General features: G+C 66.6%; 16 protein-coding genes. All 16 read left to right on the forward strand.

Translation table 11 applies throughout. The features are described from left to right. Positions 1–300: 300 nt before the first annotated feature. Positions 301–1290 (forward strand): 16S rRNA (cytosine(1402)-N(4))-methyltransferase RsmH, encoded by a 990-nt coding sequence (rsmH, locus tag I6F33_RS10500; protein ID WP_225142334.1) that lies wholly within the window; start codon positions 301–303, stop codon positions 1288–1290. 3 nt (positions 1291–1293) lie between these two features. Further along, positions 1294–1686, forward strand: coding sequence for a hypothetical protein (locus tag I6F33_RS10505; RefSeq protein ID WP_036028375.1), 393 nt, complete (start codon positions 1294–1296; stop codon positions 1684–1686). Further along, positions 1683–3449, forward strand: coding sequence for a penicillin-binding protein 2 (locus I6F33_RS10510; protein ID WP_225128327.1), 1767 nt, complete (start codon positions 1683–1685; stop codon positions 3447–3449). The genes I6F33_RS10505 and I6F33_RS10510 overlap by 4 nt, the downstream gene beginning before the upstream one ends. Positions 3450–3535: 86 nt before the next feature. Next, on the forward strand, positions 3536–5008 hold the full coding sequence (locus I6F33_RS10515) for a UDP-N-acetylmuramoyl-L-alanyl-D-glutamate--2,6-diaminopimelate ligase (RefSeq protein ID WP_225142337.1): 1473 nt from the start codon (positions 3536–3538) through the stop codon (positions 5006–5008). Next, positions 5005–6387: a UDP-N-acetylmuramoyl-tripeptide--D-alanyl-D-alanine ligase gene (gene murF, locus I6F33_RS10520; protein ID WP_225142339.1), complete on the forward strand. Its 1383-nt coding sequence runs from the start codon at positions 5005–5007 to the stop codon at positions 6385–6387. The genes I6F33_RS10515 and murF overlap by 4 nt, the downstream gene beginning before the upstream one ends. Before the next feature lie 139 nt (positions 6388–6526). Continuing rightward, on the forward strand, positions 6527–7630 hold the full coding sequence (gene mraY / locus I6F33_RS10525) for a phospho-N-acetylmuramoyl-pentapeptide-transferase (RefSeq protein ID WP_036003524.1): 1104 nt from the start codon (positions 6527–6529) through the stop codon (positions 7628–7630). A gap of 7 nt (positions 7631–7637) precedes the next feature. Next, positions 7638–9038 (forward strand): UDP-N-acetylmuramoyl-L-alanine--D-glutamate ligase, encoded by a 1401-nt coding sequence (murD, locus tag I6F33_RS10530; protein WP_225142341.1) that lies wholly within the window; start codon positions 7638–7640, stop codon positions 9036–9038. Between the two features lie 30 nt (positions 9039–9068). Further along, the gene (locus I6F33_RS10535; RefSeq protein ID WP_036003531.1) at positions 9069–9362 is read left to right on the forward strand and encodes a hypothetical protein; all 294 of its coding nucleotides are present in this window, start codon (positions 9069–9071) and stop codon (positions 9360–9362) included. A gap of 101 nt (positions 9363–9463) precedes the next feature. Further along, positions 9464–10615: a putative lipid II flippase FtsW gene (gene ftsW / locus I6F33_RS10540; RefSeq protein ID WP_057026925.1), complete on the forward strand. Its 1152-nt coding sequence runs from the start codon at positions 9464–9466 to the stop codon at positions 10613–10615. A 112-nt stretch (positions 10616–10727) separates the two neighbouring features. Next, the gene (murG, locus tag I6F33_RS10545) at positions 10728–11831 is read left to right on the forward strand and encodes an undecaprenyldiphospho-muramoylpentapeptide beta-N-acetylglucosaminyltransferase (protein ID WP_225142488.1); all 1104 of its coding nucleotides are present in this window, start codon (positions 10728–10730) and stop codon (positions 11829–11831) included. Between the two features lie 149 nt (positions 11832–11980). Beyond that, positions 11981–13384 (forward strand): UDP-N-acetylmuramate--L-alanine ligase, encoded by a 1404-nt coding sequence (gene murC / locus I6F33_RS10550; protein WP_225142343.1) that lies wholly within the window; start codon positions 11981–11983, stop codon positions 13382–13384. Positions 13385–13388: 4 nt separating this feature from the next. Further along, entirely contained in the window at positions 13389–14306 is a 918-nt protein-coding gene (gene murB, locus I6F33_RS10555) for a UDP-N-acetylmuramate dehydrogenase (RefSeq protein ID WP_225142345.1), read from the forward strand. 150 nt (positions 14307–14456) lie between these two features. Beyond that, the gene (locus I6F33_RS10560; protein ID WP_225142490.1) at positions 14457–15443 is read left to right on the forward strand and encodes a D-alanine--D-alanine ligase; all 987 of its coding nucleotides are present in this window, start codon (positions 14457–14459) and stop codon (positions 15441–15443) included. Positions 15444–15793: 350 nt separating this feature from the next. Beyond that, a complete protein-coding gene (locus I6F33_RS10565; protein ID WP_225142347.1) occupies positions 15794–16822 on the forward strand; it encodes a cell division protein FtsQ/DivIB in 1029 nt (342 codons plus the stop codon). Further along, on the forward strand, positions 16819–18141 hold the full coding sequence (gene ftsA / locus I6F33_RS10570) for a cell division protein FtsA (protein ID WP_225142350.1): 1323 nt from the start codon (positions 16819–16821) through the stop codon (positions 18139–18141). Before I6F33_RS10565 ends, ftsA begins: the two co-directional genes overlap by 4 nt. Positions 18142–18228: 87 nt before the next feature. Continuing rightward, complete coding sequence (gene ftsZ, locus I6F33_RS10575) at positions 18229–20016, forward strand: cell division protein FtsZ (protein ID WP_225142352.1); 1788 nt, start codon at positions 18229–18231, stop codon at positions 20014–20016. Positions 20017–20149: the final 133 nt, after the last annotated feature.

Consider the following 20149-nt stretch of genomic DNA (forward strand, 5'->3'; position numbering starts at 1 on the left):
TTTCCACTTGTCTCGAACCGAGCAACGCTTTCTTAACGCTAAGGGCCGTTACTGAGGGATGAAGAGCCGACCCGCGTCCGGAGGCGGCCAAAGCGTATTTTGGCTCGAAATCCCATGGCTGCCCGACAAATTCCGCTGGGAACACTGGGTTTGTGGCCCGGGACGATCGGGCTTGGTAACCATGCTGGACGGGGGCTTTGTCGTGGAACCGCCGCGACGCGCAATGATTCGAGGCGTTATGGGCTTGTTCGGCCTCGATTCCACTCGGGTATTTCGGCCGGCGGCCGGCAGGCGTCGCGCATGAGTTCGGTTCCGCACATCCCCGTTCTTGGCCGTGAGGCCATCGCGCATCTCGCCCCGCGCGAGGGCGGCGTCTATGTCGATGCCACGTTTGGCGCCGGCGGCTATAGCCGCGCGATCCTGGACGTGCCGGGAACCCGAGTGATTGCCATCGATCGCGACCGCACCGCGATTGCCGGCGGTGCCGAACTGGTCGAACGCGCCGCGGGCCGGCTGACGCTGGTCGAGGACCGCTTCTCCAACCTCGCCGAAGTTTGCGACGCGCAGGGCGTCGATGGCGTCGACGGCGTCGTGATGGATGTCGGGGTATCCTCGATGCAGCTCGACCAGGCCGGCCGTGGCTTCTCCTTCCGCCTCGACGGTCCGCTCGACATGCGGATGGGCCAGACAGGTCCGACCGCGGCCGAAATCGTCGCGCGCGCCTCGGAAGGCGATCTCGCCGACATCATCTATCTCTTTGGCGAGGAGCGGCATTCGCGCCGCATCGCCCGCGCCATCGTCGCGGACCGGCAGGAAACCCCGTTCACGACCACCCGCGCGCTCGCCGATCTCGTCGGCAGGGTGGTGCGATCCAAGCCCGGCGACATTCACCCGGCGACACGGACGTTCCAGGCGCTGCGCATCTTCGTCAACGAAGAGCTCGAGGAGCTCCAGACCGCGCTCGCTGCGGCCGAGCGCGTGCTCAAGGCCGGCGGCCGCCTCGTCGTCGTCTCGTTCCATTCGCTGGAAGACCGCATCGTCAAGAATTTCCTCGCCGAGCGCTCCAAGACCGGCGGCGGCTCGCGGCATCTGCCGGAGGTCGCGCAGATTGCGCCGAGCTTCCAGCTGCTGACGCGGCGACCGGTCGTCGCCGGCGAGGACGAAGTTGCGCACAATCCGCGCGCGCGCTCGGCAAAGCTGCGCGCGGCCGAGCGCAGCTCGGCGCCGGCGCATGAGACCAATGAGGCATCGTCCTGGCCGAAGCTCGCCGACGTGATGAGGGGCGGCTAGCGCATGCGCATCATTCACCTCCTCGTCATCGGTGCGCTGATCTTCGCAGCCGCTCATGTCTACCGGATCAAGATGGACTCCACGGCGCGTACCGAGAAGGTGCTGCGGCTGCGTGCGGAAATCCGCGAGCAGCGCGATGCGATCGCAGGGCTGCGGGCCGAATGGGCCAAGCTCGATGCGCCGCATCGGCTGCAGGGCCTGTCCGACCGGCATCTGCACCTCAAGCCGGTCAACGGCACGCAATATGATTCGCTGAAGAGCCTGCCGGAGCGTCCGCCCCGGATGTTCAGGCCGGGCGAGCCCGATCCGATCGGGGCCATGCTCAAGACCATCGAAGCCGCGAGCGACCCTGATGCGGTGACGGGCTCCGTGCCTCAGCGCGAGGACAAGCAATGAGCCCGGCAACGCCTGCAAAACCCGCCCAAAAGCTGGCCGAAAAGCCGACTGAGCCGTGGCGGCGGCGGCTGATCCGAAGCCTGCTCTACGGGCGCAACGTCGATCGCGCCGCGAAGGCGCGCGCGCGTGTCGGCCTCGCCATGCTCGCCTTCGCTTCGGTCTATGCCCTGATCGGCGGGCGGCTCGTGATGTTCGCGATCGGCGCCGACGCCCACAGCGCGCGCCGCGCCGCAGCGCAAGAGGTGGTTGCGACCGCGCGGCCCGACATCGTCGATCGCAACGGCGCCATCCTTGCGACCGACGTCAAGGCGGCGAGCCTGTTCGGCGAGCCGCGCCGCATCATCGACAAGGACGAGGCGATCGAGCTCCTCACCGCGACCATTCCCGACCTCGACGAGGCCGAGGTGCGCGAGCGCCTAAGGACACGCAAGGGCTTCGTCTGGCTCAAGCGCGAGGTCACGCCGGCGCAGCAGCAGGCCGTCCACAAGCTCGGCATTCCTGGTATCGGATTCCTGCGCGAGAACAAGCGCGTCTATCCGACCGGCAACGAGGTCGCTCACCTCATCGGTCTCGTCAATATCGACAACCAGGGCATCGCCGGCCTCGAGAAGTGGCTCGACAATCAAGGGCTCGCCGACCTCCACCGCGCCGGCTTTGCCACCGACCGGTTGCAGAAGCCGATCGAGCTCGCGGTCGATCTGCGCGTCGAGCATGCGCTGCGCGACGAGCTGTTGAAGGCCAAGGACAAGTTCCGCGCCAAGGCCGCGTCAGGCATCGTCTCAAACGTCAAGACCGGCGAGATCGTGGCGATGGTCTCGCTGCCGGACTTCGATCCCAACAATCCGAAGGAAGCGCACGACCCCGACCGCATCAACCGCCTCACCACCGGCGTCTACGAGATGGGCTCGACCTTCAAGGCGTTTACGCTGGCGATGGGGCTCGATTCCGGCAAGATCAATCTGAACTCGATGTGGGACGCGCGCGGAAACCTGCATTACGGCAAGTTCACGATCCACGACAGCCATCCGGTCGGGCGCTTCATCAACACCAAGGAAGTGTTCACCTACTCGTCCAACATCGGGGCGGCACGGATTGCGCTCAACCAGGGTGTCGAGGCGCACAAGGCGTTCCTCGCCAAGCTGGGCCAGACGACGCGGCTGCGCACCGAATTGCCGGAGAGTGCGGCGCCGCTGCTGCCGCGGCGCTGGAGCGAGCTGAACACGGTCACCGCCGCGTTCGGCCAGGGCCTGTCGGTGGCGCCGCTGCAGGCGGTGATGGGCATCAACGCGCTGGTGAACGGCGGCTATCTGATTCCGCCGACATTCCTGAAGCGCAGCGAATCCGAAGCCCAGGCAATGGCCAAGCGCGTCATCAAGCCGGAGACCAGCGACAAGATGCGGTTCCTGATGCGGCTCAATGCCGAAGTCGGCTCGGCGAGAAAGGCGGACGTCAAGGGCTATTACGTCGGCGGCAAGACCGGCACGTCCGAGAAGGTCGTCAACGGCCGCTACGCCAAGAAGCGCGTGCTCAACTCCTTCACCGCCATCCTGCCCTGCGATGATCCCAAATATCACGTCCTGATCATGCTGGACGAGCCGCAGGCACTGCCGGAAACGCATGGTTTCATCACCTCGGGCTGGAACGCGGTGCCGACCGGCGGCAAGGTGATCGAGCGGATCGCGCCGCTTCTGGGGGTCGAGCCTCGGTTCGAGCTGCCGCCTGCGGAGCGCCTTATTCTTGCAGCATCCAGGACAACCCAGTAATCAACCGGGTGGGCCATCGCCGCTGCTGAGTCGGGATTTTCCCCGGAGGATTCGGCTTTCCGGCACGGCATGTCGACTGGAACACCATGAAGCTGCGCGACCTCTTGGGTCAGGATGTCAAGGGCAATGATGCCGCGATCGAGCCCGCCGCTGCGGCGCTCGAGGTGAGCGGCCTTGCGCTCGACAGCCGCGTGGTCATGCCGGGCGATCTCTTCTTCGCGCTCGCAGGCAGCAAGACCGACGGCGCCCGCTTCGTCGATGCCGCGATTGCGGCGGGCGCGGTGGCCGTCGTCGGCGACCATGCACCGGACGCCTGCAAGGTGCCGTTCATCACGAGCGCCAATCCGCGCCGCGCGTTGGCACTGGCCGCAGCCAGATTTTTCCCGACGCAGCCCGCGACGATCGCCGCGGTGACCGGAACCAGCGGCAAGACCTCGGTCGCCGCGTTTACACGCCAGATCTGGGAGCGGCTCGGGCACGCCTCCGCCAGCATCGGCACCATCGGTCTCGTGTCGCAGAAGCGCACCGTCTATGGCTCGCTGACCACGCCGGATCCGATCGCGCTGCACCGGCAGCTCGACGAGATCGCGCGCGAGGGCGTCACGCATCTCGCCTTCGAGGCGTCTTCGCACGGGCTCGACCAATATCGCCTCGACGGCGTGCGCGTCTCGGCCGGCGGCTTCACCAATCTCTCGCGCGACCACATGGATTACCATCCGACCGTTGCGCATTATCTCGCGGCCAAGCTCCGCCTGTTCCGCGAGTTGGTCCCGCCTGATGGCGCTGCGGTGATCTCGGCCGATCATGATTGCTCGGCGGAGGCGATCGATGCGGCGAGATCTCGCGGCCTGCGCGTCATGGCGGTCGGCCGCAACGGCGATGGCGCCGGCGAGGGCATTCGCCTCACGGAGGCCGTAGTCGAAGGCTTCTCGCAAAAGCTTACGGTCGAACATCGCGGCAGGGCTTACGCGATCCGGCTGCCGCTGGTCGGCGAATTCCAGATCGAGAATGCGCTGGTGTCGGCCGGCCTCGCCATCGGCACGGGCAGCGATGCTGAAAACGTGTTTGCGAGCCTCGAACATCTCGAAGGCGCCAAGGGCCGGCTCGAGCGCGTCGGCGAGCGCAACGGCGCGCCGATCTTCGTCGATTATGCGCACAAGCCCGATGCGCTCGCGAAGGCGCTGCAGGCGCTGCGGCCTTATGCGAAGCGCAAGCTGGTCGTCGTGTTCGGCGCCGGCGGCGACCGCGATGCCGGCAAGCGTCCGATCATGGGCGAGATCGCGGCGGAGAATGCCGACGCCGTCATCGTCACCGACGACAATCCGCGCAGCGAGAAGCCGGAAGCGATCCGCGCCGCGATCCTCGCCAGCGCCAAAGGCGCCCGCGAGATCGGCGACCGCGCCGAGGCGATCCGTGCAGCGATCGAGGGCTTGCAGGAGGGCGATGCGCTGCTCATCGCCGGCAAGGGCCACGAGACCGGGCAGATCGTCGGCGGCGAGGTGCTGCCTTTCAGTGATCACGAGGCGGTCGCCGCCGCATTAGCGTCGAGGGTTGCATGAGCGGGCCATTATGGACGGTTGCCGAGGTCGCGCGCGCGCTTGGCGTGGCCGGATCGTTCCCGGAGACGGCAATCGATTTCGTCACCCAGGACAGCCGCCAGGTGAAGCCGGGCAGCCTGTTCGTGGCGCTGAGCGGCACGCCGAGCGGCGGCTTCGTCTCGGCTTTCGCCAGCGCGCGCGACGGCTGGGAGTTCGCCGACAAGGCGGAAGCCGCAGGCGCAGTGGCGATGATCGTGCCGCACGAGATCGCGGGGATCCGCATCCCCCAGATCGTGGTCAAGGACACGCTGATCGACGGCCTCTGGGGCCTCGCGCGCGCCGCACGCGCGCGCTTCAACGGCCCGGTGATCGGGCTCACCGGCAGCGCCGGCAAGACCAGCACCAAGGAATTTCTCGCCGCCTATCCGAACGCTTATGCGAGCCCCTCGAGCTTCAACAATTTCTGGGGCGTGCCGCTGACGCTGTGCAATGCCAGGCGGGACGCCAGCCTCTGGGTCGTCGAGATGGGCATGAACCAGAAGGGCGAGATCGCCCGTCTCAGCGAGCTCACACAGCCGACCGTCGCGCTCGTCGTCAACGTTCAGCCGGTGCATCTGGAAAAGCTCGGCTCGCTCGAAGCCATCCGGCGCGAGAAGGTATCGATCGCGCTCGGACTGCCCGAGAACGGCGTGCTGGTGCTGCCCGCCGGAATCAAGGCTTCCGAGTGGAAGGGCAAGGTCGTGCGCTTCGGCGGCGAGCATGCCGAGGTGCACGAGGTCGCGCACGCGCCGCACGGCGAGAGCTGGCAGGTCGTGGCCGCGATCGGCAGGAAGGAGATCGCCTTCAGCCTCACCCCTGGCGCGCCGCACCGGGTGCACAATGCGCTGGCAGCGCTCGCCTCGGTTCATGCCGCGCATCTCGACGTCGCGACGCTCGCGGTCAAGCTCGACCGCGTCGGCATCATGACCGGCCGCGGCGTCGAGCAGGCGGTCGGCGACATCACCGTGATCGACGACAGCTTCAACGGCAATCCGGCCAGCGTGGCCGCGGCGCTGCAAAGTCTGCAGGCGCGCAACATGAGCGGCGGCCGCCGCATCGCGATTCTCGGCGACATGCTCGAGCTCGGCGCGGACGCAACGAGCTATCACACCGGCCTTGCCAGCCACCTCGACGGCATCGACGGCGTCTATTGCGTCGGGCCGCTGATGCGCCACCTGTTCGACGCATTGCCCTCGGGCAAGGGTCTTGGCTGGCACGACGATCCCGCCACGCTGAAGCCGGACGAGGTCGCAAATCTGCTGAAGGCAGGCGACGTCGTGGTTGTCAAGGGCAGCAAGAAGATGTTCTGGGTCAACAAGTTTGTGCCGGGGCTGGTGGCCGCCTTGCAGGCAAAGGCGTAAACTGCTTGGAAGACGCCGTTCCCGAATCCCACCCTTTGCGGCGGAAGCCGTCCGTTTCCCGAAACGCGCGGCCCATGACGAAGACCAGCGAATGCGCGTGAAGCACCTGGACGTGCAAAGGCGCCATAGGACCGTCTGAATGTTTTACTGGCTGATCGAGCTTTCCAACACATTTCCGGGCTTCGGTGCCTTTCGCACCTTCCTGAACGTCTTCCGCTACATCACCTTCCGCACCGGTGGCGCCATCGTGACCGGCGCGCTGTTCGTGTTCCTGTTCGGCCCCTGGATCATCGATCACTTGCGCATCCGTCAGGGCAAGGGCCAGCCGATCCGCACCGACGGTCCGCAATCGCATCTTTCCAAGAAGGGCACGCCCACCATGGGCGGGCTGATGATCCTGTCCGGGCTCACGGTCGGCACCGTGCTGTGGGCCAATCCGCTCAACCCCTATGTCTGGATCGTGCTGGCGGTGACGCTCGGCTTCGGCTTCGTCGGCTTCTATGACGATTACCTCAAGGTGACCAAGCAGACCACGACCGGGTTCGGCGGCAAGCTGCGCCTCTTGATCGAAGCCGTGATCGCGCTGGTCGCCTGCTATGCGCTGGTGCGGCTCAACCGCGATCCCGCCTCGACCGCGCTGACGATTCCCTTCCTGAAGGATACCGTGCTGCATTTCGGCTGGTTCTTCGTCGTCTTCGGCGCCTTCGTCATCGTCGGCGCCGGCAATGCGGTGAACCTCACCGACGGCCTCGACGGCCTCGCCATCGTGCCGGTGATGATCGCCACCGCGAGCTTCGCGATGATCGCCTATCTCACCGGCAACTTGGTGTTCGCCGATTACCTCCAGATCAAATATGTCGCCGGCACCGGCGAGCTCGCGGTGCTCTGCGGCGCGTTGCTCGGCGCTGGCCTCGGCTTCCTCTGGTTCAACGCGCCGCCGGCCTCGATCTTCATGGGCGACACCGGCTCGCTCGCGCTCGGCGGCATGCTCGGCGCGATTGCGGTCGCGGTGAAGCACGAGATCGTGCTCGCGGTGATCGGCGGATTGTTCGTGCTCGAGGCGGTTTCGGTCATCGTGCAGGTCGTGTCCTTCAAGCTCACGGGCAAGCGCGTGTTCGCGATGGCGCCGATCCACCATCACTTCGAGCAGAAGGGCTGGACCGAGCCGCAGATCGTGATCCGATTCTGGATCATCTCGGTGATGCTGGCGCTCGCCGGCCTCTCGACGCTGAAGCTGCGGTGACCGATCGATGATCCCCGTCACCTCGTTCGCCGGCAAGACGGTCGCGGTGTTCGGCCTCGGCGGCTCGGGGCTCGCCTCCTGCCATGCGTTGAAGGCCGGCGGGGCCGAAGTGATCGCGGCCGACGACAATGCCGAGAACGTCGCCAAGGCCACGCAGGCCGGCTTCATCACCGCGGACTTGCGCAACGTTTCCTGGGCGAATTTCGCAGCCCTCGTGCTCGCGCCCGGCGTGCCGCTCACCCATCCGGTGCCGCACTGGAGCGTCTTGAAGGCGCGCGAGGCAGGGGTGGAGGTGATCGGCGACATCGAGCTGTTCTGCCGCGAGCGGCGCCGCCATGCGCCGGACGCGCCGTTCGTCGCCATCACCGGCACCAACGGCAAGTCGACCACGACGGCGCTGATCGCGCATCTGACCAAGGTCGCCGGCTACGACACCCAGATGGGCGGCAATATCGGCACCGCGATCCTGTCGCTGGAGCCGCCGCGCATGGGCCGCGTCCACGTCATCGAGATGTCGTCCTACCAGATCGACCTTACGCCCTCGCTCGATCCCTCCGTCGGCATCCTGCTCAACGTCAGTGAAGACCATATCGATCGCCACGGCACGATCGAGCATTACGCCGCGGTGAAGGAGCGCCTCGTGGCCGGCGTGCAAGGCGGCGGCACCTCGATCGTCGGCGTCGATGACGGCTTTTGCCGCGAGATCGCCGACCGGCTCGACCGCGCTGGCAAGAACGTGGTGCGCATCTCGGTCAAGAACCCGCTCGCGTCGGGCATTTACGTCGAGCACGGCACCATCGTGCGCGCCGCGGGCGGCGCCCGCAGCGAGATCGCCGCGCTCGGCGGCATCGGCTCGCTGCGCGGCCAGCACAACGCGCAGAACGCGGCCTGCGCGGCCGCCGCCGCGCTCGCCATGGGCATCAGCCAGGACGTGCTGCAGAACGGCCTGCGCAGCTTTCCGGGCCTGGCGCATCGCATGGAGCAGGTCGGGCGTCGCGGCAACGTGTTGTTCGTCAACGATTCCAAGGGCACCAACGCGGACGCCACCGCCCATGCGCTGTCGTCCTTCGCCGACATCTTCTGGATTGCCGGCGGCAAGCCGAAGGCCGGCGGCATTACTGGCCTGACCGGCTTCTTCCCGCGCATCCGCAAGGCCTATCTGATCGGCGAGGCTGCGCAGGAGTTTTCGGGCACGCTGGGCACACAGGTCGGGCACGAGATCAGCCAGACCCTGGACGTTGCGGTCGAACACGCGGCCCGCGATGCGGAAGCCTCTGGCCTCACCGATGCCGTCGTGCTGCTGTCGCCCGCCTGCGCCTCCTTCGACCAGTACCGCAACTTCGAGATCCGCGGCACCAAGTTCCGCGAGCTGGTGCAAGCGCTGCCGGGTGTGCAGCCGGTGGTGTGAGGACACCGACACCAACGATTGAATGACATAATGACTCTGGTAGGCGCCTGGCTTGTAGACGAGACCGATGAACTGGCGCTAGCCCGCCTGGGAAATGTCCTGCTCGAGTTCGATGAGAGCGGTGGGCTGCGCTACACAATTCGTGAGCACGACAAGCGACAAATCATCAATCTTCGATATCGGGTGGAGGGCTCGACGATTGTCACCGACCAGCCCTCAGCTCCACAAGTTGAACGAACCCAGTTCTCATTCGCCGAGGATGGCGTTCTCACTCTGGCGTTTGGCGGCATACCCTATCGATTCGTCAGGGCTCCCGGTTCGTAGCCCGGCACCAACGCTTCGCTCAAAAGTTACCCGTCCCTTTAACCTCCCGGTAACCAACCTCGGCGACCAATGAACGGACCTCTGTCCGAAAGCGGCCGCCCATGCTCTCCCGTGAAGAACGCACCCCCTTTTCCGAGTGGTGGTGGACCGTCGACAAGCCGCTGATGGGCGCCATCCTGGGGCTGATGCTGACCGGGGTGATCCTGTCGCTGGCGGCGAGCCCGCCGGTTGCGACCCGCATCGGGCTCGATGCCTTCCATTTCTTCAGCCGCCACGTGCTGTTCCTGGTGCCGTCCTGCATCGTGCTGCTCGGGGTGTCCTTCCTGTCGCCGCGCGCGATCCGCCGCTCCGCGCTGATCATCTTCGCGGCGAGCATCGTCCTGATCGTGCTCACGCTCGCCTTCGGCCCGGAGGTGAAGGGCTCGCGCCGCTGGATCACGCTGCTCGGCGTCAACATCCAGGCCTCCGAGATCGCAAAGCCGTCCTTCGTCGTGATCGCGGCCTGGCTGTTCGCGGAATCGACGAGGCGCCCGGAGATGCCGGCGACCTCGATGGCGGTGGTGCTGCTGCTGATGCTGGTCGCGCTATTGGTGATGGAGCCGGATTTCGGCCAGACCATGCTGGTCCTGATGGTGTGGGGCTCGCTGTTCTTCATCGCGGGCATGCGGATGATCTGGGTGTTCGGCCTCGCAGGTCTCGGCGCGGCCGGCCTGTTCAGCGCCTATCTGTTCGTTCCGCACGTCGCGGGGCGCATCAAGCGCTTCATGAACCCGGCCTCCGGCGACACCTTCCAGGTCGATACCGCCATGGAGGCTTTCTACAACGGCGGCTGGTTCGGGCTCGGACCGGGCGAGGGCATCGCCAAGCGCAGCCTGCCGGACAGCCACACCGATTTCGTCTTCGCGGTCGCGGGCGAAGAGTTCGGCATCATCCTGTGCCTTGCGATGCTGGCGCTGTTCGCCTTCGTGGTCATGCGCACGCTGTCGCGCGCCTATGCCAACGAGGACATGTTCTCGCGCTTTGCGGCCTCCGGGCTCGCGATCCTGTTCGGCGTGCAGGCGGCGATCAACATGTCGGTGAACCTGCAGCTCATCCCCGCCAAGGGCATGACGCTGCCCTTCATCTCCTATGGCGGCTCCTCGATGGTCTCGCTCGCCTATGGCGTCGGCATGATGCTGGCGCTGACGCGGCTGCGCCCGCGCACCGAGGTCGAGGCGAGCGGCCACGCCGAGGCGATGCGCAGTTACGCGTGAGCCGTCATTGCGAGGAGCGAAGCGGCGAAGCAATCCAGGCTGTCTCCGCGGAGGTGGTCTGGATTACTTCGCTTCGCTCGCAATGACGAGAAAGACCCTGTAAAACTCCCTCATTATGGACACGTCCCCCCTGATTCTTCTCGCCGCGGGCGGCACCGGCGGCCATCTGTTCCCGGCCGAGGCCCTCGGCGTCGAATTGATCCGGCGCGGCTATCGCGTCCGCCTCGTCACCGACGAGCGCGCGCTGCGCTATAGCGGGCTGTTCAGCAAGGACATGATCGACGTGGTCAGAAGTGAGACCGCGCGCGGCCGCAATCCGCTTCAGCTGGCCTATGCCGGCCTCACGCTTGCCGCCGGCACGCTGTCGGCCTACGCGCTGATCAAGCGGTTGAAGCCCGTCGCCGTCGTCGGCTTCGGCGGCTATCCGACGCTGCCGCCGCTGGTCGCGGCGAAATTCGCCGGCGTGCCCGGCATCATCCACGACGCCAACGCCGTGCTCGGCCGCGCCAACCGGTTCCTGTCGCGCCGCGTGCGCGCCATCGCGACGTCCTTGCCCGGCGTGCTCGATCGCGATCCGGCGCTGGCAGGCAAGACCACGACCGTCGGCACGCCGATGCGTCCGGCGATCCTCGCGGCCGCCGCGGTGAAATATGCCGTGCCCGAGCCGAACGGTCCGCTGCGTCTGCTCGTCGTCGGCGGCAGCCAGGGCGCGCGCATCATGGCCGACATCGTGCCGGGCGCGATCGAAAGGCTCGAGCCTGCGCTGTGGAGCCGTCTCGTCCTCACCCAGCAGGTGCGCGAAGAGGACATGAGCCGCGTGCGCGCCGTCTACGACAAGCTCAAGATCAAGGCCGAGCTCGCGCCGTTCTTCACGGATCTGCCGGCGCGGCTCGCCTCCAATCATCTCGTGGTATCGCGCTCCGGTGCGGGGACCGTGGCCGAGCTCGCCGCGATCGGCCGGCCCTCCATCCTGGTGCCGTTGCCCGGCTCGATCGACCAGGACCAGTTCGCCAATGCCGGCGTGCTGGCCAAGGTCGACGGTGCCATCCGCATCCCGCAGACCGAGTTCAGCTCCGACCGGCTGGCGTCCGAAATTTCCGGCTTCGCCGCCGAGCCGGCACGGCTTGCCGCCATGGCGGCGGCGGCGAAGGGGGCGGGGCGGCTCGATGCGGCCGAGCGGCTGGCGGATCTCGTGGTCAAGGTCGCGGGAATCTGACGCCTGTTCCGGCCCGAATGGCCAAAAAAGCCACTTGTCATGCCCCGCGAAAGCGGGGCATCCAGTATCCGACGCAGTTGATTTGAATCTCTGGCGTCGCGGAGTACTGGATCGTCCGCCTTCGCGGACGATGACCCCAAGGAAACCACATGAGACTGCCGCGCGAGATCGGACCCATCCACTTCGTCGGGATCGGCGGGATCGGCATGAGCGGCATCGCCGAGGTGCTGGCCAATCTCGGCTATGCCGTGCAGGGCTCGGACGCCGCCGACAATTACAATCTCGACCGTCTGCGCAAGAAGGGCGCGAAAGTCTCGGTCGGCCACAAGGCCGAGAATATCGACGGCGCCGAGGTCGTGGTCGTGTCTTCCGCGATCAAGCGCGACAATCCGGAACTGATGGCGGCGCGCGAGAGGCGCATTCCCGTGGTGCGCCGCGCCGAGATGCTGGCCGAGCTGATGCGGTTGAAGAGCTGCGTCGCCATCGCCGGCACCCACGGCAAGACCACCACGACGACGATGATCGCCACGCTGCTCGACGCCGGCGGGCTCGATCCGACCGTGATCAACGGCGGCATCATCAACGCCTACGGCTCCAACGCGCGGCTTGGCGCCGGCGACTGGATGGTGGTCGAGGCCGACGAGAGCGACGGCACGTTCCTGAAGCTGCCGACCGATGTCGCGATCGTCACCAATGTCGACCCCGAGCATCTCGATCACTTCAAGACCTTCGAGGCGGTGCAGGACGCGTTTCGTCACTTCGTCGAGAACCTGCCGTTCTACGGCTTTGCCGTGATGTGCATCGATCATCCCGTCGTGCAGAGCCTCGTCGGCAAGATCGAGGACCGCCGCATCATCACCTATGGCGAGAATCCGCAGGCCGATGCGCGGCTGGTCGATCTCACCGCCGGCGGTGGCGGCTCGAAGTTCAAGGTCGTGATCCGCGACCGCAAGACCGGCACCACGCATGAGATCGCCGATCTCGCGCTGCCGATGCCGGGCCGGCACAATGCCTCGAATGCGACGGCGGCGATCGCGGTCGCGCACGAGTTCGGCGTGTCGGACGAGGCGATCCGCAAGGCGCTGGCCGGCTTCGGCGGCGTCAAGCGCCGCTTCACCAAGACCGGCGAGTGGAACGGCGTCACCGTGATCGATGATTACGGCCATCACCCCGTGGAGATCGCAGCCGTGCTGAAGGCCGCGCGCGATTCTTACACCGGCAAGGTGATCGCGGTGGTGCAGCCGCATCGCTACACCCGCCTGCAATCGCTGTTCGAGGAGTTCTGCACCTGCTTCAACGATGCCGATGCGGTCGTCGTCGCCGACGTCTATGCTGCCGGCGAGGCGCCGATCGAAGGCATCGACCGCGACCATTTCGTCGCCGGCCTGCGCGCCCACGGCCATCGCGAGGTGATCCCGCTGCCCAATGCCGGCGAACTAGCCAAAATCGTTCATGGCATCGCCAAGAGCGGCGATCTCGTTGTGTGTCTCGGCGCCGGCAACATCACGCAATGGGCGTATGCGCTGCCGGACCAGTTGAAGGCGCTGGGGTAGCGCGGTGGGATTTCCCGACATCACCCCTTCACTCAAAGCCGCGATGCCCGAGCTTCGCGGGCGGCTGCTGGCGAACCAGTCGCTGGCCGAGCTCACCTGGTTTCGCGTCGGCGGTCCCGCGCAGGTGCTGTTCACGCCGGCGGACGAGGACGATCTCGCTTACTTCCTGGCGCATCTCGCCTCCGCCATTCCCGTCTACGTCATCGGGGTCGGCTCCAATCTGATCGTGCGCGACGGCGGCATTGCCGGCGTCGTCATTCGTCTCGCGCCGCGCGCCTTCGGCGAGGCGACTGCGAGCGGCGACATCGTCACCGCCGGCACAGCTGCGCTCGACAAGCGCGTGGCCGAAGTTGCGGCCTCCGCCAATATCAGTGGGCTCGAATTCTATTTCGGCATTCCCGGCACGATCGGTGGTGCGTTGCGCATGAATGCCGGCGCCAATGGCGACGAGACCAAGGACGTGCTGATCGAGGCGAGGGGCATCGGGCGCGACGGCACCAAGCACGTCTTCTCCAACGTCGAGATGAAGTTCGTCTACCGCAGCAGCGGCGTCGATCCCTCCATCATCTTCACCTCCGCGCGCTTTCGCGGCGAGATCAGGGACGCGGAGGCGATCCGCGCGCGCATGGCGGAGGTGCAGAGCCATCGCGAGACCGCGCAGCCGATCCGCGAGAAAACCGGCGGCTCGACCTTCAAGAATCCGCCCGGCCATTCCGCCTGGAAGCTGATCGACGCCGCCGGCTGCCGCGGCCTGCGCGTCGGCGGCGCGCAGGTCTCGGAGATGCATTGCAACTTCCTGATCAACACCGGCGAGGCCACCGCGCACGACATCGAGACGCTGGGCGAGACGGTACGTGCACGCGTGAAGGCGAATTCCGGAATCGAGCTACACTGGGAAATCAAGCGGATCGGGGTTTCATGATTTCCGTCATTCCGGGGCTCGCGAAGCGAGAGCCCGGAATCCATAGGGCGGCGGAGTTCGTGGATGAATGGATTCTCAGGTGCGCAATTGCGCACCGTAGTTCGCGACTACGTCGCGCCCCGGAATGACGGAACGAGAGAGACTATGAACATGCGCATCACCATCCTCTTCGGCGGCTCCAACCGCGAGCGTCTCGTCTCGGTTGCCACAGCCCAGGCGCTGCATCAGGCGCTGCCCGAGGCTGACCTCTGGTGGTGGGACGTCGAGGACAAGGTGCACGTCGTGCAGTCGAAGCAGTTGCTCGAGCATGCCCGCCCGTTCGAGGACGAATTCAAGCCGGGCACGCGCGGCGTCCCGCTCGCGCAGGCGCTCGACCGGGCCAAGGCTGAGGATCGCGTGCTGGTGCTCGGCCTGCACGGCGGGCGTGCCGAGAACGGCGAATTGCAGGTGATGTGCGAGGCGCGCGGCGTGCCCTTCACCGGCTCGGGCTCGGCGTCGTCGCATCTGGCCTTCGACAAGATCGCAGCCAAGCGCTTCGCCGCGCTCGGCGGCGTGACGCCGCCGGAAAATCTTGCGCTCGATGATATCGACGAGGCTTTCGCCGAGTATGGAAGGCTGATCGCAAAGCCCGCGCGCGACGGGTCGAGCTACGGCCTGATCTTCGTCAATGCCAAGCAGGACCTCGTCGCTGTCCGCAACGCAGCGAAGCATGAAGAGTACGTCATCGAGCCCTACATCGCCGGCGTGGAGGCGACCTGCGGCGTGCTGGAGCGCACCGACGGCTCGATCATCTCGCTGCCGCCGATCGAGATCATTCCGGGCGAGGGCAATTTCGACTACGCGGCGAAATATCTTCTGAAGTCGACCCAGGAGATCTGCCCCGGCCGCTTCGCACCCGAGATCACCGCCGCGCTTAAGGAGCAGGCGATGCTGGCCCACCGCGCAATGTCCTGCACCGGCTATTCCCGCTCTGACTTCATCGTCTCGGACAAGGGCCTCGTCTATCTCGAAACCAACACGTTGCCCGGGCTGACCAAGTCCTCGCTCTACCCCAAGGCGCTGAAAGCCGAAGGCATCGAGTTCGTCGACTTCCTGCGCGGCCTGGTCGAGCTCGCCTGCCAGCGCGTGCGGAAATAGTCAGGACTGGTTAACGGCCAGACGGGCGAAACGGGGCGGTTTGGTGGCCAAAACCGGTAAAATGCCGGACATCGCGGCGCAAATGCCAGACATCGCGAGGCAAAATGCGCGAGTCGTTAACGAACTTTACCTTTTGTTTACCAGGACGTCCGAAGGTTAACGCTGGCGGCGCATATGGCGCTTTGGCTGCCGGCGCGTGAGCTGTCGCGGGTGATGTTACCCCCAGCGAACGCTTTGAAGGGGAGAGGTTTTCTTCTGCTGAAGACCAGCACCCGGCCCGGCAGGTCCGAGACGTCATGTTCGCCAGGATCCGCGCGATGTCGCGGGCAAACTGTTGACGAGCTCGTGCAATGGATGGTGCAGGACGCCTCACCCGATCGCTTTTGAGATCGCTGAGGCCCCAAGCTGACCTGAAGGCGGCCGCTATCGGAGCGGTCGTGCTTCTGCGCGAGTGGGTGCAGGTCAAGCGCGAAGAGGCGCGCGCTGCCGCCAGGGACAAGGCCAAAGCCAAAGCCAAGGTCAAGGCCGCCGTCGAGCGCGAGCCGCCGCCGCGCCTGGTCGCGCTGGTCGAGCGCTATCTGCCGCGCCGGGTCGGCCTCAGCATGACCGTGCTGCTCTTGATCGGCAGCTGCGGCTTCGGCATCGTCAAGGGCGGCCACCTCCAGGATTTCGTCACCGCGGTCAGCGATGCCCGCAATGCGCTGGCCAATTCCGCCGGCTTCCGCATCACCTCCGTCGTCATCAACGGCCGCAAGCAGCTGACCCAGGACGAGATCCTCGCGATCGGCGGCGTCAGCGGCCGCTCCTCGCTGCTGTTCCTCGATGCCGAGGCGGTGCGCGACAAGCTCAAGGCCAATCCCTGGATCGCGGATGCGACCGTGCTGAAGCTCTATCCGGGCCAGCTCATGATCGAGCTCACCGAGCGCAAGGCGTTCGCGCTGTGGCAGGAGGCCGGCCGGCTCTCCGTCATCGCCGACGACGGCGCCGTGCTCGAGCCCTATGTCTCGCGCCGCTTCCTGTCGCTGCCGCTCGTGGTCGGCAAGGGCGCCGAGACCCAGGCCCGCGATTTCCTGGCGCTGCTGGCGCGCTACCCGCAGGTCCATTCGGTGACCAAGGCCGCGATCTACGTCGGCGAGCGGCGCTGGAACCTGCGGCTCAAGGACGGTCTCGACATTCGCCTGCCCGAGCAGGACGTCGGCAACGCGCTTGCGATGCTGTCGAAGCTCGACAAGGAGGACAGGCTGTTCTCGCGCGATATCGTCGCCGTCGACATGCGCCTGCCGGACCGGCTGGTGGTGCAGCTCTCCGAGGACGCCGCCAAGGCGCGCGAGGAGCTGTTCAAGGACAAGAAGAAAAAGAAGGCCGGGGATTCCGCATGACCGGTCTCGATCGCACCCAGACGCCGAAGACGCGCCCGATGCCGCACAAGCGCGGCGGCATCGTCGCCTGCCTCGACATCGGCACCAGCAAGATCGCCTGCATGATCGCGCGGCTGAAGCCGTCGTCGCCGAGCGATGCGCTGCGCGGCCGCACACATGCGGTGGAATTGATCGGCTACAGCCAGATCCAGGCGCGCGGCATGAAGGCCGGCGCGGTGATCGATCTCGGCGAATGCGAGCAGGCGGTGCGCCAGGCCGTCGGGCTCGCGGAGAAGATGGCCAAGGTGCGGGTCGAGTCCGTGCTGTTGTCGGTCTCCGGCGGCCGGCTCGCCGGCCAGCTGGTCGAGGCTGCCGCCGACATTCGTGGCGGCGCCGTGACGCCGGCCGACGTCAGTCGCGTCACCTCCACCGGCATGCGCCACGCCACCGGCGAAGGCCGCACCGTGCTCCACGCCCTGCCGGTCGGCTACACGCTCGATGGTGTCAAAGGAATCCGCGATCCCCGCGGCATGGTCGCGCACCAGTTCGGCGTCGACATGAACGTCGTCACCTGCGACGCCACCGTGGCGCGGAACCTGATGCTGGCGGTGGAGCGCTGCCACATCAATGTCGAAGCCATGGCAGCCAGCCCCTATGTGGCCGGACTCTCGGTGCTGACCGACGACGAGGCCGATCTCGGCGCCGCTGTCGTCGAGATGGGCGCCGGCACCACCACGATTGCCGTTTATTCGGGCGGCCGCTTCGTGCACGCGGCAGGTTTTGCGGTCGGCGGGCAACACATCACGATGGATCTTGCGCGCGGACTCTCGGCGACCATTGCCGATGCCGAGCGAATCAAGACCTTATACGGCACCGTCATCACCGGCGGATCGGACTCGCGTGAGCTGATGTCTGTGCCGACAGCCGGTGACGAGCAGGATCTGCCGCAGATCGTCTCCCGCGCCACCATCGCGAACATCGTCAAGCACCGTGCCGAGGAAGTCTTCGAAATGGTTCGGGACAAGCTGAAGGATTCGCCCTTCGCCGCAGAGCCGAACGGCCGCGTCGTGCTCTCGGGCGGGGCCTCCCAGCTGACCGGCCTCGTCGATCTTGGCACCCGGATTCTCGGCCGGCCCGTGCGGGTCGGTCGTCCGCTCGGTTTCGGCCGGCTTCCCAACGAGGCGAAGAACGCCGCGTTCGCGGTGCCGGCCGGACTTCTGGTCTACCCGCAATATGTTCACCTCGAACATGTCGAACCGCGGCATACGCGGCAGCAGATCAAGACAGGGACCGGCGGATATTTCGGAAAGGTCGGACGATGGCTACGCGAGGGCTTCTGATGACCGCTTTCCGCAATCTTCGATTTTCACCAACTCCCGCGGCCACCGGCCGGGGCGAACCCACGCGCGCGTGATCGAGAGGCAACCATGACCATCAGCATCAATGTTCCTGATATTCACGAACTGAAGCCCCGGATCACCGTGTTCGGCGTCGGCGGCGCCGGCGGCAACGCCGTCAACAACATGATCACGGCGGGCCTGCAGGGCGTCGACTTCGTGGTCGCCAACACCGACGCGCAGGCGCTGACGATGTCGAAGGCGCAGCGCATCGTGCAGATGGGCACGGCCGTCACGCAAGGCCTCGGCGCCGGCTCACAGCCGAACGTCGGCGCCGCGGCCGCGGAAGAGGTGATCGACGAGTTGCGCGACCATCTCTCGGGCGCCAACATGGTGTTCGTCACCGCCGGCATGGGCGGCGGCACCGGCACGGGTGCAGCTCCCGTCATCGCCAAGACCGCGCGCGACATGGGCATCCTCACCGTCGGCGTGGTGACCAAGCCGTTCCACTTCGAGGGCCAGCGCCGCATGCGCACGGCCGAAGCCGGCATCTCCGAGCTGCACAAGGTCGTGGATACTCTCCTGATCATCCCGAACCAGAACCTGTTCCGGGTCGCCAACGAGAAGACCACCTTCGCCGACGCCTTCGCGATGGCCGACCAGGTGCTCTATTCGGGCGTCGCCTGCATCACCGACCTGATGGTCAAGGAAGGCCTGATCAACCTCGACTTCGCCGACGTCCGCGCCGTCATGCGCGAGATGGGCAAGGCGATGATGGGCACCGGCGAAGCCTCCGGCGACAAGCGCGCGCTGACCGCCGCGGAAGCCGCGATCGCCAACCCGCTGATCGACGACTCGTCGATGAAGGGCGCCAAGGGCCTCCTCATCTCCATCACCGGCGGCAAGGACCTCACTTTGTTCGAGGTCGACGAAGCCGCGACCCGCATCCGCGAGGAAGTCGACCAGGACGCCAACATCATCGTCGGCGCCACCTTCGACGAAGCGCTCGACGGTCTGATCCGCGTCTCGGTGGTCGCCACCGGCATCGAGCAGGCCGCGATCGCCCGCAACAGCCAGGCCACCTCTGCGCCCGTCGCCAACCCGGCACCGCAGATGCAGCAGGCTGCCGCCCCGGCCGCCGTCGCCGAGAGCCGTCTCGCCGACCTGACCGCCCGGCTGCGTGCCGACAATCAGCGTCTGGCCGAGCGCGCTCAGAAGCTGGAAGCCCAGACCCCGGCCGCCGCGCCGGCTCCGGCTGCCGCCGCGCCCCGTCCGAACGTCGAGCGTGCTGCGCTCGCCGCGATCGCCGCTGCCGTTTCCGAGGTGCCGCAGCCGCCCGCGCCACAGACTTATGGCGACGTCACCGTGCGCCCGATCGCGCAGAAGCCGACCCTGTTCCCGGAGGCCGACATGGCCCCGGTCCCGGTGCAGGAGCCGATGACGCCTGATACCTTCATCCCGCCGCAGGCCGAGCGTCCGGCCCGCGCGCAGCGCATGCCGCGAATCGAGGAGCTGCCGATGCCGGCGCAAGCCGAGATTCGGCAGGCCCGCGGCGAGGCTGAGGAGGAGACCCCGCAGAAGACCCGCCTGTCGCTGCTGCAGCGCCTCGCCAATGTCGGCCTCGGCCGTCGCGACGAGGAAAGCGAGCCGCCGGTCGCGGCCCGCACCGCCGGTCCCGCCATGCCGCCGCTGCCCGAGCGCCGGCCGCAGAAGACCGTGGCGCAGCAGATCGCGTCCAATGAGCCAGTATCGGAGTATGCCCGCCGTCCCGCGCCGCAGGGTCTGGATGTCCATGGCCGCCCCGCGCCTGTTGCGCCGGCGCCACAGGGTGACGACCATCTTGATATCCCGGCCTTCCTGCGGCGGCAGGCGACCTGAGGATTGTTACAATAAGGCAGACGAAAAATGGTCCCGGCGAGAAGCTTGCCGGGACCTTTCCTTTTGTCCCGGGCGTGTTCGGATTGCGCAGCCAAACAACTGATTTTAAATCATTAATTACGACTTCGGTGGT

It is taken from the genome of Bradyrhizobium sp. BRP20 (assembly GCF_020194215.1).
Lineage (GTDB): Bacteria > Pseudomonadota > Alphaproteobacteria > Rhizobiales > Xanthobacteraceae > Bradyrhizobium > Bradyrhizobium yuanmingense.